Origin of the sequence: Streptomyces sp. NPDC002994 (genome assembly GCF_040611155.1) — a bacterium.
In the GTDB taxonomy this organism is placed as follows: domain Bacteria; phylum Actinomycetota; class Actinomycetes; order Streptomycetales; family Streptomycetaceae; genus Streptomyces.
In genome coordinates this window covers 450,959-466,066 of the sequence record NZ_JBEXNQ010000001.1, presented here as the reverse complement: position 1 = coordinate 466,066, position 15,108 = coordinate 450,959, and the positions used below count along the sequence as shown (strand labels likewise).

10 protein-coding genes and 1 pseudogene are annotated in these 15,108 nt (G+C 70.5%); 7 read left to right on the top strand and 4 right to left on the bottom strand.

Annotated elements, in window-relative coordinates; genetic code table 11:
- A pseudogene (locus ABZX79_RS01920) lies at positions 1-282 on the top strand (crotonyl-CoA carboxylase/reductase); the annotation flags it as partial.
- Between the two features lie 223 nt (positions 283-505).
- Complete coding sequence (locus tag ABZX79_RS01915) at positions 506-2,425, top strand: helix-turn-helix domain-containing protein (protein ID WP_355250006.1); 1,920 nt, start codon at positions 506-508, stop codon at positions 2,423-2,425.
- A 4-nt stretch (positions 2,426-2,429) separates the two neighbouring features.
- Here ABZX79_RS01915 and ABZX79_RS01910 read toward each other — a convergent pair whose 3' ends face one another.
- Complete coding sequence (locus ABZX79_RS01910) at positions 2,430-3,719, bottom strand: transposase (protein WP_355250005.1); 1,290 nt, start codon at positions 3,717-3,719, stop codon at positions 2,430-2,432.
- A 414-nt stretch (positions 3,720-4,133) separates the two neighbouring features.
- On the opposite strand from ABZX79_RS01910, the gene ABZX79_RS01905 reads away from it, so the two are divergent.
- Positions 4,134-5,147, top strand: coding sequence for an NAD-dependent epimerase/dehydratase family protein (locus tag ABZX79_RS01905; RefSeq protein WP_355250003.1), 1,014 nt, complete (start codon positions 4,134-4,136; stop codon positions 5,145-5,147).
- Positions 5,148-5,203: 56 nt separating this feature from the next.
- Positions 5,204-6,232, top strand: coding sequence for an aldo/keto reductase (locus ABZX79_RS01900; RefSeq protein WP_355250001.1), 1,029 nt, complete (start codon positions 5,204-5,206; stop codon positions 6,230-6,232).
- Between the two features lie 245 nt (positions 6,233-6,477).
- Here the strand turns inward: ABZX79_RS01900 and ABZX79_RS01895 are convergent, their stop codons facing one another.
- A complete protein-coding gene (locus ABZX79_RS01895; RefSeq protein ID WP_355249999.1) occupies positions 6,478-7,710 on the bottom strand; it encodes a class I SAM-dependent methyltransferase in 1,233 nt (410 codons plus the stop codon).
- Between the two features lie 138 nt (positions 7,711-7,848).
- Between ABZX79_RS01895 and ABZX79_RS01890 the strand changes: the two genes are divergently transcribed.
- Together ABZX79_RS01890 and ABZX79_RS01885 are read left to right on the top strand one after the other, a co-directional pair.
- Positions 7,849-9,201 (top strand): macrolide family glycosyltransferase, encoded by a 1,353-nt coding sequence (locus ABZX79_RS01890; protein ID WP_355249997.1) that lies wholly within the window; start codon positions 7,849-7,851, stop codon positions 9,199-9,201.
- Positions 9,202-9,253: 52 nt separating this feature from the next.
- On the top strand, positions 9,254-9,862 hold the full coding sequence (locus ABZX79_RS01885) for a dTDP-4-dehydrorhamnose 3,5-epimerase family protein (protein ID WP_355249995.1): 609 nt from the start codon (positions 9,254-9,256) through the stop codon (positions 9,860-9,862).
- 242 nt (positions 9,863-10,104) lie between these two features.
- Here the strand turns inward: ABZX79_RS01885 and ABZX79_RS01880 are convergent, their stop codons facing one another.
- On the bottom strand, positions 10,105-11,805 hold the full coding sequence (locus ABZX79_RS01880; RefSeq protein ID WP_355249993.1) for a TlrC/CarA/OleB/SrmB family ABC-F type ribosomal protection protein: 1,701 nt from the start codon (positions 11,803-11,805) through the stop codon (positions 10,105-10,107).
- Positions 11,806-12,237: 432 nt separating this feature from the next.
- Here ABZX79_RS01880 and ABZX79_RS01875 point away from each other — a divergent pair, with 432 nt between their 5' ends.
- Positions 12,238-12,834 carry a TetR/AcrR family transcriptional regulator gene (locus ABZX79_RS01875; RefSeq protein ID WP_355249991.1) on the top strand — a complete coding sequence of 199 codons (597 nt, stop codon included), beginning with the start codon at positions 12,238-12,240 and terminating at the stop codon, positions 12,832-12,834.
- Between the two features lie 1,043 nt (positions 12,835-13,877).
- On the opposite strand, the gene ABZX79_RS01870 is transcribed toward ABZX79_RS01875, so the two are convergent.
- Positions 13,878-15,107 carry a geranylgeranyl reductase family protein gene (locus ABZX79_RS01870; RefSeq protein ID WP_355249989.1) on the bottom strand — a complete coding sequence of 410 codons (1,230 nt, stop codon included), beginning with the start codon at positions 15,105-15,107 and terminating at the stop codon, positions 13,878-13,880.
- Position 15,108: the final 1 nt, after the last annotated feature.

Genomic DNA, 15,108 nt, shown 5'->3' with positions numbered 1-15,108 from the left:
TGGATGTCGCTGAAGCGGATCATCGGCTCGCACTTCGCCAACTACCGCGAGGCGTGGGAGGCCAACCGCCTGATCGCCAAGGGCAAGATCCACCCCACCCTCTCCAAGGTGTACTCCCTGGAGGACACCGGCCAGGCCGCCTACGACGTCCACCGCAACCTGCACCAGGGCAAGGTCGGCGTCCTGGCCCTCGCCCCCCGCGAAGGCCTCGGCGTCCGCGACCACGAACTCCGGGCGAAGCACCTCGACGCCATCAACCGCTTCCGGCCTAGGCACCCTTGACGATTACCTGAAATGATCATTTAATCGCCGCAGACCAACATGTCAATTCTGTACCGTTCTTGTCGCTTCAATGATCGAATTTGACCAGCGATCAGCTAAGGGCGTGGAAAGGGCATGAAGCCGGCCAGTCGTCGCCCGGCTCCGGCGCTTCTCCGCGCGTCAGGCGACGGCGCCGGGGCAGCCGGAACCCGTCACGGGTTACCAGTAACTAACGGGGGCGCTGATGGGAGAAGAGAGCTTCAAGGGCACGGGGGGCGCACTGAGACTCCTGGAACTCCTCACCGCCGACGCTCCGGCCTGGCGGTACGAGGAACTGGTACAGCGGGCCGGCGCGGCCGGGGCCGAGAGCGTCGAGGACCTCGAACGGGCCAAGCACCTCGCGCTCCAGATCGCCGACCGCGTGAGCCGTGGCCGGCGGCGGGAGGCGGAGCTGACCGGCCTCATCGACGTGGTGCGGGAGCTGACCCGCTCCCCGCAGCTGGAAGCGGCGCTCGCCCAGATCGTCCGTCGCACCCGGATGCTGATGCACAGCGACCTCGCCGGCATCGCCCTGCTGGACGAACCGGGCGGCGACGCCGTGCTCAGCGCCGTCGATGGCGCCGTCACCACCCGGCTGCTCGGCCTGCGGGTGCCCGCCGCGCGGGGACTCGGCGGGGCGGTCACCCGGCACCAAGGACCTTTCTGGGCGGCCGACTACGACACCGAGGACGGCATAGCCCACGATCCCGTGGTCGACCGGACCGTGCGCGCGGAAGGGCTGCGCGCCGTACTGGCCGTCCCCCTACGGGCGGACAGCGAGCAGCTGGGCTTCCTGTACGTGGCCGACCGCAGCGCGCACGAGTTCCCGCCCGACGACGTGGCACTGCTCCAGGCACTCGCCGACATCGCCGCCGTCGCCGTCACCTCGGGCCGGCCCCCCGCCCGGCCCGACGGACGGGAAGGTGCTCCGCGGCCGGACGGCCAGGCCGTCGAACCCGGCGCACCGGGACCCGCCCGCATCCAGCAGAGACTGCTTCAACTCGTACTCAACGGAGCCGAGTTAGGCGAAGTGCTCGACCACGGCGTCCGCGAACTCGGCGGCGCGCTCGACGTCTACGACCGGCACGGGGACGTCCTCCGCGCCTCCGGACAGGTACGCCGGCCGCACGAGGCCGAGCTGGAGAGGGCATACCTCGACGTGCACGCCTCCGGGCTGCCCGTCAAGCTGGCCGACGGCACCTGGATGGCCACGCTGACCGCGCGTTCCGACCCGGGCTGGCTGCTGTACCGCCCGGCAGGGACCGAGGGCGCCGGAACCCCGGAACTGCTGCTCGCCGTCGCCAACGTCGTGAGCATGGTGCTCGAACTGCGGCGGTCCGACCGCGCCGACCACCAGTGGCGGGACGACCTGCTGGAAGACCTGATCGGCATCGACCACCCCGCCGAGGTGGCGGTGGCCCGGGCCCGCCGGCTCCAGGTGCGGCTCGACCGCCCCCACATCGTGGTCATCGCCCGCCCCGACGCCCCCGTCGCCGAACAGGCCACCGACCGGGCGACGGCCTGGGTGCAGCGCCGGGGCGGCCTGAAGGCGAGCCGGGAGGACTACGTGGTGCTGCTGCTGCCCGGGGACGACCCGGCGGCCATGGCACACGAGGTGTCCGCCCGGCTCGGCATGGCGCTGGAGGTCCCGGTGACGGTCGGGGCCGCCGGACCCGCGGACGGTCCGGAGTCCATCCAGCGCTTCTACCAGGAGGCGATGCGCTGCATGGAGACCCTCGTCGCCATGGGCGGCGAGGGGCGCGCGGCCTGCGCACGGGACCTTGGCTTCCTCGGGCTGCTCTTCGCCGAGGACTACGACGTCACCGAATTCGTCAACAAGATCATCGGTCCGGTCGTCGAATACGACGCACAGCGTTTCACCGGCCTCGTCGAGACCCTGGAGGCGTACTTCCAGGCGGCGTGCAGTCCGACCCGCGCGGCCGAGCTGCTGTACGTCCACCCCAACACCGTCTCCCGGCGCCTGGAACGCATCGGCCAGCTGCTCGGCCGCGACTGGCAGGAGCCGGACCACGCGTTGGAACTGCAGCTCGCGCTGCGCCTGCACCGGACGCGCTACGCGTCACAGAGGCCGGGCACCGACCACTCGGCGTCCCAGGAGGGCTGACCCGTCACCCGGACCGCTCCCACTCCTCGCCCACCCGGTTCTCCTGCGCCAGCACGCGGACCGCGTGCGCCAGGGAGACCATCGTCATGTGCCGGTGCCACCCGTGGTACGAACGACCTTCGAAGTCCTGGGCGCCGACATCCGCGCAGATGTGGGCGAAGTCGGTGTCGACCCGCCTGGTGAGCTTGCTCAGCCGCAGCAGGGTGCCGCGGCCCGCGTGGGTCATGTTGGTGAGCCACAGCTCGGCGACCCGCCGCCTGTTCGGCTGCCACTCGCCCATCAGCAGCAGCTCCGCGCCGCCGGTCCGCCGCGGGCCCGCCACCGGGACGCCGGCCGGCCGCGGCCGGCGCGGCACGGCGCCCCCCGGCCACAGCACCGGCATCAGCGCGACCAGGCTGGTGCGTATCGACCGGGGCAGGGCCGGGTCGACCCACTCGACGGGCCGCTGCTGGGAGGTGGCCAGGGTGCTGAGGTGCTCCGCGGGCGCCGACAGCAGCCGGCGCTGCCCGCCCGACAGATCCGGCGCCAGCAGCGAGGTGCTGCTCCCCACCCGCAGCAGGAACGGCAGGCCGGCGGCGGTGAACGCCTCGATCAGCGGCGCGGGCGGCACGTCCCGGGCGTCCATCACCACCGGCCGCGGCGCGAGCCCCCAGGAAGCGGACTGCTGGACCACCGCGACCGCCGTGTCGTCCGAGGAGCACCGGGCGTCGTCCGAGGAACGCCCGGCGTCGTCCGAGGACCGGCCCGCGTCGTCCGTGACCCCCGGCGCGGCGTCGTGCCCACCGGCCAGGGTGCCCTTCAACTGGGCTCCCTCCACGGACAGTTGCCAGTTCACCGGCGCCGCGGCCTGCTGGCCGGCGAGCCACAGCCCATGGCTGTACTGACTGGTGACCGCCTGCCCCAGGTGGCGTACGAAGCGACGCCGCACACCCACCGAGTGCACCCCGCTCTTGGGTGTCACCATGGGCCGCACCACCCAGGCGTGCGGGGTCATCAGCCGTTCCATCCGGCGGGCGAGCGTCGCACGCACCTCGGGCCAGCCCCAGGTCGAGACGCTGATGAAGTGGTGCAGACTCTGTGCGGCGGCGGGTTCCCGCGTGCTGGTGGCGAGGTTCCGCATCGTCTTGCGGCCCTGCGCGGTCAGCAGCCCGTTCACGTACAGCTGTCCCTTGTGCCGCTGGTCGCGGCGGCGCAGTGAGGCCAGAACCGACTCGCACACCTCGTCGCTGAGGTGTCTGTCAGGGCTGTCGGCCGGGTCGTCGTGTGTCGTCAGAGCAGTGATCAGCGACCCCATGAAGCTCCTCGTTGTCAGGGTGAGCCATGCTTCTTGCCGGCTGGGCCCGAGAGGCCCTCAGCTTCGTCGGACGGCTCCGGTGGCCACAGGTCGGCAGACGACCCACTTGGCCGGTGGCCGCGGTGGCCGGTGCACAGCGGTGGCCGCGGACGCCCACCACCTCCGGGTGCAGGAGTGACCGGACCACCGGCCCCGGCCGCCCCCGCGCCGCAGGAGCGGTCCTGGCGGTGGTCCGGGCACCGCGGCGCCGTGCCGGGGCACGCGTCCGGGGGCCTCGGCACCGCCCGTCGCCCGCAGGGGTGTGCCGACCTGACACACCTTCGTCAAATCGCCCTCGTACAGGCCGAACTGGCACGTTAGCCCTCGTAGGGCGGTCACCCCTCTGATACGTTTTTTCTCTCGGAGGATGGGTGGATGAGGAGGCATGTGAAGCTCGCTGCCGGATTGCTCAACCAGTCGCAGAACACACGCAGACCACTGATCGTCGTACTCGGTGCGTCCGGATTCCTCGGGCCCGCCGTCATCGACCGCCTCGCCGGCCTGCCGGTGAAGGTACGCGCGGTGGCGCGGGGCCTGGCCCCCGCGCCACCGCGGACCGTGGCCGACATAGAGGGCCACCGGACGGATCTCGCCCGGCCCGGCGCGCTCGCCGCCGCCGTCGAGGGAGCTGACGCTGTCGTCCATCTCGCCGCACACGTGGGCGACGGCCGTTCCTGGCGCGCCGCGGGCGAGGACTCCGAGCAGGTCAACGTCGGCCTGATGCGCGACCTCGTCACCGCCTTCGAACACCGGGAGGCTCCCGCGCCCGCGGTGGTCTTCGCGAGCACCGCGCAGGCCGCCGGACCCAGCGGCCTGCCCCGCGCTGCCTACGCCCGACAGAAGATGGCCGCCGAGGAACTGCTGCGCGAGGCCACCGCACGGGGCGCGGTCCGCGGCGCCGTGCTCCGGCTGTCGACCGTCTACGGCCGTTCGCCGCTGACCGGTTCGCTCGGGCGTGGCGTGCTCGCCGCGATGGCCCGGCGCGCCCTCGACGACGCGCCGCTCACCATGTGGCACGACGGCACCGTCGAACGCGACTTCCTCCACGTACGTGACGCCGCCCGCGCCTTCGTCACGGCACTGGACCACCTGCCCGGCCTCCAGGGCGGCGACTGGTCCGTCGGCAGCGGCAGCCGGGTCCAGCTCGGCGACGTGTTCCGCTCCCTCGCGGACGCCGTGGCCGAACGGACCGGACGCCCGCCCGTCCCGGTCCTCTCCGTGGAGCCGCCCGACTTCGCCGCGGCGGGCGACTTCCACACCCCGGAATGCGACCCCGCGGCCTTCGGAGCGGTGACGGGATGGTCCCCCTCCGTCCCGCTGCACGACGGGCTGGACGAACTGGCGGCCGAACTGGTCGCCGCGCAGGCGAGCACGTCGCGGGAGCGGTGACCGGACACCGGCGGCCCCACAGGCCCCATGGTCGAGTTGAAGGGAAGAATCCGAGCGTGAGCGAGGACCGAAAGAGGACACCGTACGTACGGCTCGGACGCAGCGCGACTCTGGTGAGCCGACTCTGGCTGGGCACGGTGAACTTCAGCGGACGGGTGGAGGACGCCGAGGCCGCGCGACTGATGAGTGCCGCGCTCGACCACGGCGTCAACTGCGTCGACATGGCCAACATCTACGGCTGGCGCGTCCACAAGGGACACACCGAGGAACTCGTCGGCCGCTGGCTGTCCAAGAGCGGTGTCCGGCGGGAGGACGTCCTGCTGGCGACCAAGGTCGGCGAGAACATGAGCGACCGCGTCAACGACGGCGGGCTGTCGGCCCGGCACATCATCGCCGCCTGCGAGCAGTCGTTGCGCCGCCTCGACGTTGACCACATCGACCTTCTCCAGATGCACCGCATGGACAGCGCCGCCCCCTGGGACGAGATCTGGCAGGCCATGGACCGCCTCGTGACCAGCGGAAAGGTCTGCTACGTCGGCTCGTCCAACTTCGCCGGCTGGAACATCGCCGCCGCGCAGGAGACGGCCCAGCACCGCAACCTCATGGGGCTGGTCTCGGAGCAGAGCGTGTACAACCTGGCGGTGCGCAGAGCAGACGCGGAGCTGATCCCGGCCGCCCAGGCGTACGGGGTCGGTGTGTTCGCCTGGTCGCCGCTGCACGGCGGACTGCTGAGCGGTGCGCTGCGCAAGCTGGCGGAAGGCACCGCCGTCAAGTCGGCCCAGGGCCGCGCACAGGAACTCCTGCCCGCCCTGCGGGCCAACATCGCGGCGTACGAGAGCTTCTGCGATCGCATCGGGGAACACCCGGCGGAGGTCGGCCTGTCCTGGGTGCTGTCGCGGCCGGGGATCAGCGGCGCGGTGATCGGACCGCGCACGATGGACCAACTCGACTCGGCGCTCCGCGCCCTCGACCTGGACCTCGGCGAAGCCGAACTGGCGGAGCTGGACGCCCTGTTCCTCGTACCGGGCCACGTCGCACGGCCGGGGGAGGGCGACGCGGGACCGCGGGCGGCAAGTTCGGGGTGAGCGGAGACGCGCCGGCCGGGGCGGGGTGAGCGGTGGCGCATCGGCCGGTGGGGGTGAGCGCTTACGCGCCGGTCGGCGCGGTGCGCGGATCGGCGCCGGCACCGGGGCGAGACAGGTGGTGCCACCGACGTCACACGACCGGTGGCGGCACCCCCCGGAGCGAAACCGGCAAGGCCGCCACCCCCGGAACCATCCGTCCCGGCGGTGGCGGCCGACGCCATAAGAGGGGTAGCCCTCGGAGCTCCTCAGACGACGCTGAGCGCCGGCAGCGGGAAGACCAGCTTTCCGCCCCCGGCCAGGAACTGCTGCTCCCGCTCGACGAAGCCGTCCCGGTAGATCCACGGCAGTACCAGCAGCTGTTCCGGTTTCTGGGCTTTGGCCTCTTCCTCGGACACGATGGGGATGCGCGTCGCGGGCGTGAAACGGCCCGCCTTCTCAGGGGAGACCTCACCGATGCACGGCAGGTCCCGCTCCGTCAGCCCGCAGTACTGGAGGATGACGTTCCCCTTGGTCGAGGCGCCGTACCCCAGGGTCAGTTTCCCGGCCTCCCGGGACCGGGCCAGGAACTCCAGCAGTACCTCCCGCTGCCGCTCGACGCGCCGCGCGAAGGCCTCGAAGGGAGCGGTCGTGTCGAGCCCGGCCGCCGCCTCCTGAGCGCGGATCCGCGCGAGCCCGGCCTCGTCGCGCGGATACCGGTCGGGGCTCTTGGCCAGCGTCACGCACAGGCTGCCGCCGTAGACGGCGGTCAGCTCGGCCCCGACCACGGTCAGCCCCACCCGCTCCGCCATCCATTCGATCTGCCGCAGCGCGTAGTACTCCAGGTGCTCGTGACACACCACGTCGTACGCGTCCGCACCCAGCATGGACGGCATGTAGCTCTGTTCCATGACCCAGACGCCGTCGTCGGCGAGAATGTCGTGGACGTCCTGCATGAACCGCGTGGGATCCGGCAGGTCGTAGAACATGGCGATGGAGGTGACGACCTTCGCCCGCTGTCGGCCGAACCGGTTCTCGAACGTCTCCCGCGAGAAGTACGAAGTGATGAGTTCCGCCTTCGCCGGGTACCTGTCGCGGAACTTCCCGCCGGTCGGGTCGATACCGACCAGCTGTGGCCCGTCCTCGGGATAGCCGCGCAGCAGAGTGGCGTCATTGCTGCCGATGTCCAGAACCAGGTCCGTGGGGCCCAGCTCCACCAGGTTGCGAATGGCCGCCACCTTGTCGTGAAGGTGATGGACCATGAACGGCCGGATGCCGGAGCGGTAGCCGTAGTCGTCGCCGTACATGAGATCCGCGTCCGGGGTGTGGCGCAGCTGCACCAGCCCGCAGCCCGCGGGGGAGCAGACGACCAGCTCCAGCGGCACGGAGGGCACCTCCTGGTCGCGGCGCGTCGGGAACACACCGGTCAGCGCCTGTTCGCCGAGATCCAGTACCGGGAGCAGCTCACGATTGCCGCAGATGCGGCACGCAGTGATGATCATTGCCGAATTCTCGCGCCCCCGTGCCGGACGGGCGAAGAATCGGACGGCACTTTGTCACCTGACGCGGACGAAAGCGCGGAAAAGAGCGAACCGAACTATGTCATCTTCCTGTTGCCCCCGGGGGACGGCGCTCCTAGCATGTGGCGCCGTACTCCCGGACGGCGCTTTTCATCCCGTCCGCCGACGACCCCACGCCTCCCCAATTCATACGTCTTCATACGACCGAAAAACCCGTCGAACGAACCGAACGAACCCAACGAAGGGTTACGCGTGCCTCACATCGCATTCTTTGTCCTCCCGGTACCCGGGCACATGAATCCGAGCCTGGGAGTGGCCGAGGAACTCGTGGCACGCGGTCACCGCGTCACCTACGCACTGCCGGAGGCTCCGGAGGACATTGCGGAGCGAGCGAAGCGCGTCGGCGCGGAGGTGGTCACGTACCCCATGGACCAGGAACGGTTCCGTGCCCACATGGTCCCGCAGCAGAATTCCGACGAGTACACGGACAAGGGCGAGATACTCCGGATCCTGCAGTGGCTGCTGGAGATGACCGACGAGACGGTGGAGCCGCTGGAACGGAGTTTCCGGGAGGACCGCCCCGACGTGATCGTGAACGACCCCTCGTCGTTCTGGACGGGGCGCATCCTCGCCGACCGGTGGGGGATACCCGTCATCCGGAGCACCCCCACGTACGCCGCCAACGAGCACTGGTCCATGCAGCCCGATGCGGAGGCGGCCGGCCTCCCCGACGACCCCGCCCTCCTCTCACTCGTCGGCGGAATCGACCAACTGCTGCGCGCGCAGGGCATGGACGAAGACGCGGGCACCTTCACCGGACGCATCCAGGGCGGCCCCGCCCTGCTCTACATGCCCCGCCACTTCCAGTACGCGGGGGAGACCTTCGACGACCAGCACCACTTCGTCGGACCCTGCGCGCCCCGTGCCTCCCTCCACGGCACCTGGGAGCCGCCGGGCGACGGGCGGCCGCTCGTCATGGTGAGCATGGGCACCCTCTACAACAAGCAGCCCGACTTCTTCCGGGCCTGTGTCGAGGCCTTCCGCGACGAACCCTGGAACGTCCTGCTGGTCCTGGGCGGCGGTCTGGCCCCCGAAGACCTGGGCGCGCTGCCGGACAACGTCCGGGTGCGGGATTTCGTCCCCCTCGCGGAGGTCTTCCCGCACACGGCCCTGGTGGTGAACCACGGCGGGCTGAGCACGGCCATGGAGGCCTTCTCGTACGGCGTCCCCGTGCTGGCCGTACCGGTGATGACGGAACCGCGGGCCACCGCGCGCCGGATCGCCGAACTCGGCCTGGGCGCCCAGCTGCCCCCGAAGGCGACCGCGGCGGACCTGCGCGCCACCGCACGGCGCGTGCTCGCCGACGACGGGATCCGCGACCGGCTGCGGCAGATGCGCGAACGGATCCGGACGGCCGGCGGGGCCACGGCGGCGGCCACCGTCGTCGAAGAGCTGCTGCCCGCCCCCTCCTGAACCCGTCAGCCGGCTCACGACAGTCAGCCCTCCGACCAGTGGGAATCCGACCATGCGCATCACGGAAACGGCCGTACCCGACGCCTACCGAATCGACCCGGACCTTCTCCCCGACCACCGCGGCCGGTTCTACGAGGGCCTGCGGTACGAGACCCTGCGGGCGGCCACCGGGCACGCCTTCGAACTCCGGCAGGTCAACTTCACGGTCTCCCACCGCAATGTGCTCCGCGGCATCCACGGCACCACCATGCCCCCCGGCCAAGGCAAGATCATTTCCTGTGTACGGGGCGCCGCCCTCACCATGGTCGTCGACCTCAGACTGGGCTCACCGGCCTTCGGCCAGCACGACGTTCTCCGGCAGGACCCCGACAGCGCCACCGCCCTCTACCTGCCCGACGGCCTCGGCCTGGCCTACGTCGCCCTCGCTGACGACACCTGCATGAACTACCTGTGCGACCGGGAGTACGTGCACGGCACCATCATCGATGTCGACGCCTTCGACCCAGCCCTGGGCCTTCCGTGGAACCTGGACGAGCCCGTGGTGCGGTCGGCCCGGGACGCCGCCGCCCCCACCCTCGCCGAGGCTGTCGCTGGTGGAACCCTGCCCGCCTACGAGCAATGCCGGCGCAGCTACCGGGTCCCCCAAGCCCCCGCACCATGACCGGGGCCGGGGACATGACACATCGGAACCGGGTGTCAGGCTCGCGGCCGCAGGCGTCTGCCTGCGTTCTGGAGGACCTGACACACGAGCTGCAACGCGCCGGCCGCCTGGCGCGGCTGCTCGGCGAATTCGGCGCGTGCAACTGCCGAGTCGGTGCTCAGCCCGCTCCACGAGGACGCGCGCGCCGGGTGGGCAGACCTGGCGGGGCGGTTGAGGCCACCCTCAGGCGTGCCTGACCGGCCTCACCGGACCCGCCGGGAGCCGCCCCCGGCAGGTGCCGGGCCGCTCGTCGCGAAGGCGGTGACCCGCCCGCCGTGCAGATGCAGCCGGGCCCCGGCAAACCGCTGCTGCATCCGTCGATCGTGCGTGACCACCACCACGGCGCCCCGGTAGTCCGTCAGCGCCTGCTCCAGCTCCTCCACGAGAGCGGGCGACAAGTGGTTGGTGGGCTCGTCCAGCAGCAGCAGGTCCACCGGGTCACTCACCAGCCGGGCGAGTTCGATCCTACGGCGCTGACCGTAGGACAGCTCGCCCACCGGCCGCCGCAGGTCGTTGGGGTTGAACAGCCCGAGGGCCAGCAACTCTTCGACATGTTCGTCAGGATGTCCGCCCCGCCCCTGGGCGAAGGCCTGCGGCACGTCCATGTCGGACGGCCACTGCCTGGGGTGCTGCCGCAGGTGGCCGACCCGGCCGGTCACGGTGACTGAGCCCTCCACGGGCGCCAGTTCACCGGCCAGCACGCGCAACAACGTAGTCTTCCCAGCTCCGTTGAGGCCGGTGACCAGCATCCGCTCACCGCGTCCGACGTGCAGTGACCTGACGTGCAGCCGGTCGCCCACCCGTACGTCCGCCAGCTCCGCCACCGTGCCCGGTGCCGTCTCCGGTTCGGTGGTGGTGGTGAGCACGGTCGAGAATGCGAGCGGATCCGCGGGCCGGGCGACGGCGTTCTCGGTGAGCCGCGCCACCCGCTCCTTGGCATTGCGGATCCGGGACGTCGCGCCGTGCACGCGTCCCCGCGTCCGGAACTGGCCGGCCCCGAAGTTGGCGAGCGGCAGTTTGCGCGGGATGCCGTCCATCCGCGATACGTGGGTGGACACCAGCTCGCGGTTGCGCTCCAACTCGGCGCGCCACTGTTCGTACTCCCGCAGCCGACGGCGGCGTTCCGCGGCCTTGGCGGACAGATAACCGTCGTAGCCGTCGCCGTAGCGGGCGACCCGGCCGGAGTCGACCTCCAGGACGGTTGTAGTGATGCGTTCCAGGAACACCCGGTCGTGGCTCACTGCGACGACGGTGCCGCGGTGTTGGCGCAGACGTTCCTCCAGCCAGGTCACCGCCCGTTCGTCCAGGTCGTTGGTCGGCTCGTCCAGCAGCAGCAGCTCCGGGGCGGATGCCAGCGTGCCGGCCAGGGCCAGACGCGAGCGTTCGCCCCCGGACAAGGTCGCCAGTGGCCGGCTCCGCTTCAGTCCCGGCAGACCGAGGTGGTGCAGCGCGATGTCGACCCGGGTGTCCGCCTCGTGCCCGCCCCGGACCGTGTGGTGCTCCAGCAGCTCCGCGTACTCCTCGAACAGCCGAGCCATTTCCTCGTTCGGCCGTGCTTCGTCGGCCTGGGTCGCCAAGTCGGCCTCGGCCTGGTGCATGCGTGTTTCCAGCTCGCGCAGGTCGGCCAGGGCGAGGTCGACGGCGTCCTGGACGACGGCGTTCTCCGGGAGTTCGAGCGACTGCGGCTGATACCCCACGCCGCCGGGCGCAACCACGGTGACCGTCCCGTTGTCGGTCGTGGTACGACCCGCGATCAGACTGAGCAGCGTCGACTTGCCCGATCCGTTGTCACCGACGATGCCGACCTTCTCCCCGGGCTTGACGGTGCAGTCCACACGGTCCAGGACCACGCGGTCGGCGAAACGCTTGGTGATGTCGTGCAGGGCTACTTGGGCGGAATGCATAAGGGGTCCTCCTGAGCACAACCGATACGAGGATGTTGTGTCCGCGTACGCCCGCAGCCGCGAGGAATACCATCAAGGGAACACGCCGGAACGGCCGTACCTGTCGGTCAAGGGCGGTGCGGAAACACGCACGCGAGGTATGACCACGGAGCAGTGCTCGACGCGGTCACACGCTAGAATCAACTATCACAGAGAACCCATGTATGGGATCATACCACGCCGTGGGGGTTGCCGCCCTAACTAGCCGCCGCAGTACGGTGTTTGCGTAGAGGGGTCGCTCCTCGGGGCTCTGCCGTGCGGTTCCAGCGTCGTGGGCGAACCTGGGCGCCTGGAGCGACGTGACACTGAGCGTTTCGTCGGCGTGCAATGTGTCGCCAGCTCCAGCCACTTGCATGAACGAAACGTTCTGCTCCACCTGGGTAGGATCGCGGCATGTCCCCAGAGCAGTCTCGCCGCAGCGAGAAAGCCCGCCAAGCGATTGTTGAGGCGGCTTTCGCGATCTGCGCCGAGCTCGGATTCACGGCAACCACCATCGAGGCCGTCGCGGCCAGGGCAGGCGTGGGCAAAGCGACGATTTACCGCTGGTGGCCCTCCAAAGCAGCGATCCTCCTCGAAGGTGTGGAGGCTCGCCGGGACGCTGCTATCGGCTACCCCGACACCGGCGACGTCATGGCCGATCTGGCCACCCAGGCCGCCAACGTCATGCAGCTGTTCGACAGCGAGTTCGGGACGATCTGGCGCGGTCTGGTCGCCGCAGCGCAGACCGAGGACGTCGCCGCCGAAGGTGTGCGCCGAATCCTCAGGGATTCCATCGACGAATGCGTCGCACGTCTCGCGAAGGCACGCGACGAAGGACAGATACGCCGTGACCTCGATCTAGAACTGGTAGTGGCGCTCGTCCACGGCCCGATCCACCAGACCTGGCTTCTTGGAACACGCCCCGTTCACCCGGCCTTCGTGCGAGCCGTCCTACAAGCACTCAAGCCTAGCCTGCAAACCCCGCCGGCCTGCCTCGAAGCGGGCACCTAGGACGCGAGGCCGCGCGAGAAGTCGGATGCGGCTCATGCTGAGCGGTGTCAGCAACGGGTTAGAGGGCGTGGTGTACCGCAGTGAGTTCGGGCGTGGACCGGGTGAGGTTCCTTCTGCCGCACACGAACCTTCGGTGGGGCGAGCTATCAGGGTTGCACCGCCATCGGGTCGACCAACGCCGCTCGCGCTTGTGCGTGGTGGGGTTCAACACCAGGAGCGGCATCAAGGCGTACCCAAAGAGCTCCAAGAGCGGTCGGGAAGTTCCGCTCCCCCGCGCGGTCTGGAGGCGATCGAACGCCATGTGCACTGGTTCGACCCTGGTGCCCTGGTCTCACCACACTCTCCGAAGGCTGTGTCGGTCGCCGCCTCACTGGCGGCAGTTGGCGACCCAGCCGGACGCGGGAACCGACATGCCCGACTCGCGTGACGCTCATTTGACGCTCCGGCCCCAAAATTCCACCGCGCAAGCATCAGAAAGTCCTCTTGACCTGCGGCTTCTTCGGCGGCACGGAATCGCACCTGTTCCCGATGACCCACCATGTGGAGTGCGTCGCGATCCTTGAGCCCGCAGCAAAGGGCCTCTGACCTGACTTGCTTCCGCGTCTTGACGCTGATCTGACGCTGCCGGGAGAGCGTTTCCGCGTTGCCCGGTTGATGGCATGACGCTGTGCGTCAGTCAGCGCGAAGTCGTCGAGCATGCGGGCGAAGCGGGTGGGCCGGTCGCTGCGGTAGGCGAGGTGGCAGGCGTGGGCGTAGGCCCGCAGGCTCGGCAGGGCGTACGGGGAAGAGGACAGCGCGGTCTCGTAGGGGAACGGCGGACCGTGAGGCTGCCGACCGGTGGTCGAGGCGCGTTCTCTTCGACGTGCACCGGACGGCGCGTGATCGCCTCCTGCTGAGCATCCTCCGCACAGCTCCGACGAGGCCCGCGCGCAAGGCCGCCGGTCACGCGGACCCGGACCGCCTCGCTGACCCCAGGACGCCATACCGTCCGAGCTCCGTCGGACAGCGGACCTCGGACGACGACCTGGGGAATCGAGTCTCTCTCAGGAGCAGAGCGGTTCGGGCGAGAGTGTTCTCGCGGGGCCCGGTGGAAGGCGGGTGGCCAGTGCGGTGGCGGTGCGCGCGAAGGGCGTGGTCATGATTCCGGCGACGCTGGTGCGGCCGGCGATGTAGGCGTCGAGACGGCGCCACGCCGGAGGCAGGCGGGTCAGGGCTGTGTGAACGAGGCCGGGGTTGCGGGCGAAGAGGCTCATCAGCGAGCTGCTGGCGCGCATTTCGACGCCGAGGACGTCGTCGACCTGCCGTCCGTAGTGGTCGGCGGCGGTGTTCGCCTCCGCCTCGTCGGCGGCGGTGACGACGCGGGCGGCGGCGTGACCCGCGAGGTCTCCTGAGCGCAGGGCGTAGGAGATGCCCTCTCGTGACCAGTGGTCGACGAGAGCCGCGGCGTCACCGGCGACCAGTACGCGCCCGCGGGCCAGTGGGGAGTCGGGGCGGCGGCACCGGGTCAGGTGGCCGGTGTCGTGGAGTGGACGGGGACCGAGAAGTCCGTGGCGTTGGAGGAAGTCCTCCTTGTAGGCGCGCAGGGCGACGGGGTTGCCACGGGCGGCCACCACTCCGGCGGTGCAGACGTCCCCTTTGGGGAAGACCCAGCCGAAGGAGCCCGGCAGTGGTCCCCATTCCATCAGGAGACGGCCTCGCCATCGGTCGGCCGTCCGTTCGTCGACCGGCACCTCGACCTCCAGGGCGAGGTCGACCTGTGCGCACCGCACTCCTACGTACCGGGCGACTCTGCTGGCGCTGCCGTCGGCGCCGACGACGACTCGGGCGCGGAGAGTGTCGCCGCGGTTGGTCCGCACGGTGACGGTGTCGCCCTGTTGCTCCAGGGTGCTCAGCGCGGTGCTGTCCCGGACCTCTGCGCCCGCCGTGGCGGCGGCTTCGGTCAGTGCCGCGTCGAGTTCGCTGCGGTAGACCATGGCACAGGTCGGGGAATCGCAGGTGAGGGTGCGTTCTCTGCGGCCGTTGAGGGCGAAGGTGAACTGGCCGGCCGTGTCGTGGATGTTCAGGGGCAGGCCGGGGGGCAGGGCGGCGAGGGACGCTCCGATGAGGCCGCCGCCGCAGGTCTTGTAGCGGGGGATGGCGGCGCGTTCCAGCAGCAGCGTCTCGCAGCCGTTCTCGGCGGCGACGCGGGCGGCGGTGGCGCCGGCCGGGCCGGCGCCGACGACGATCACGTCCCAGGTGCCGGGCGCGCGGGTGGGGGCGTAAGGAGGGGGCATG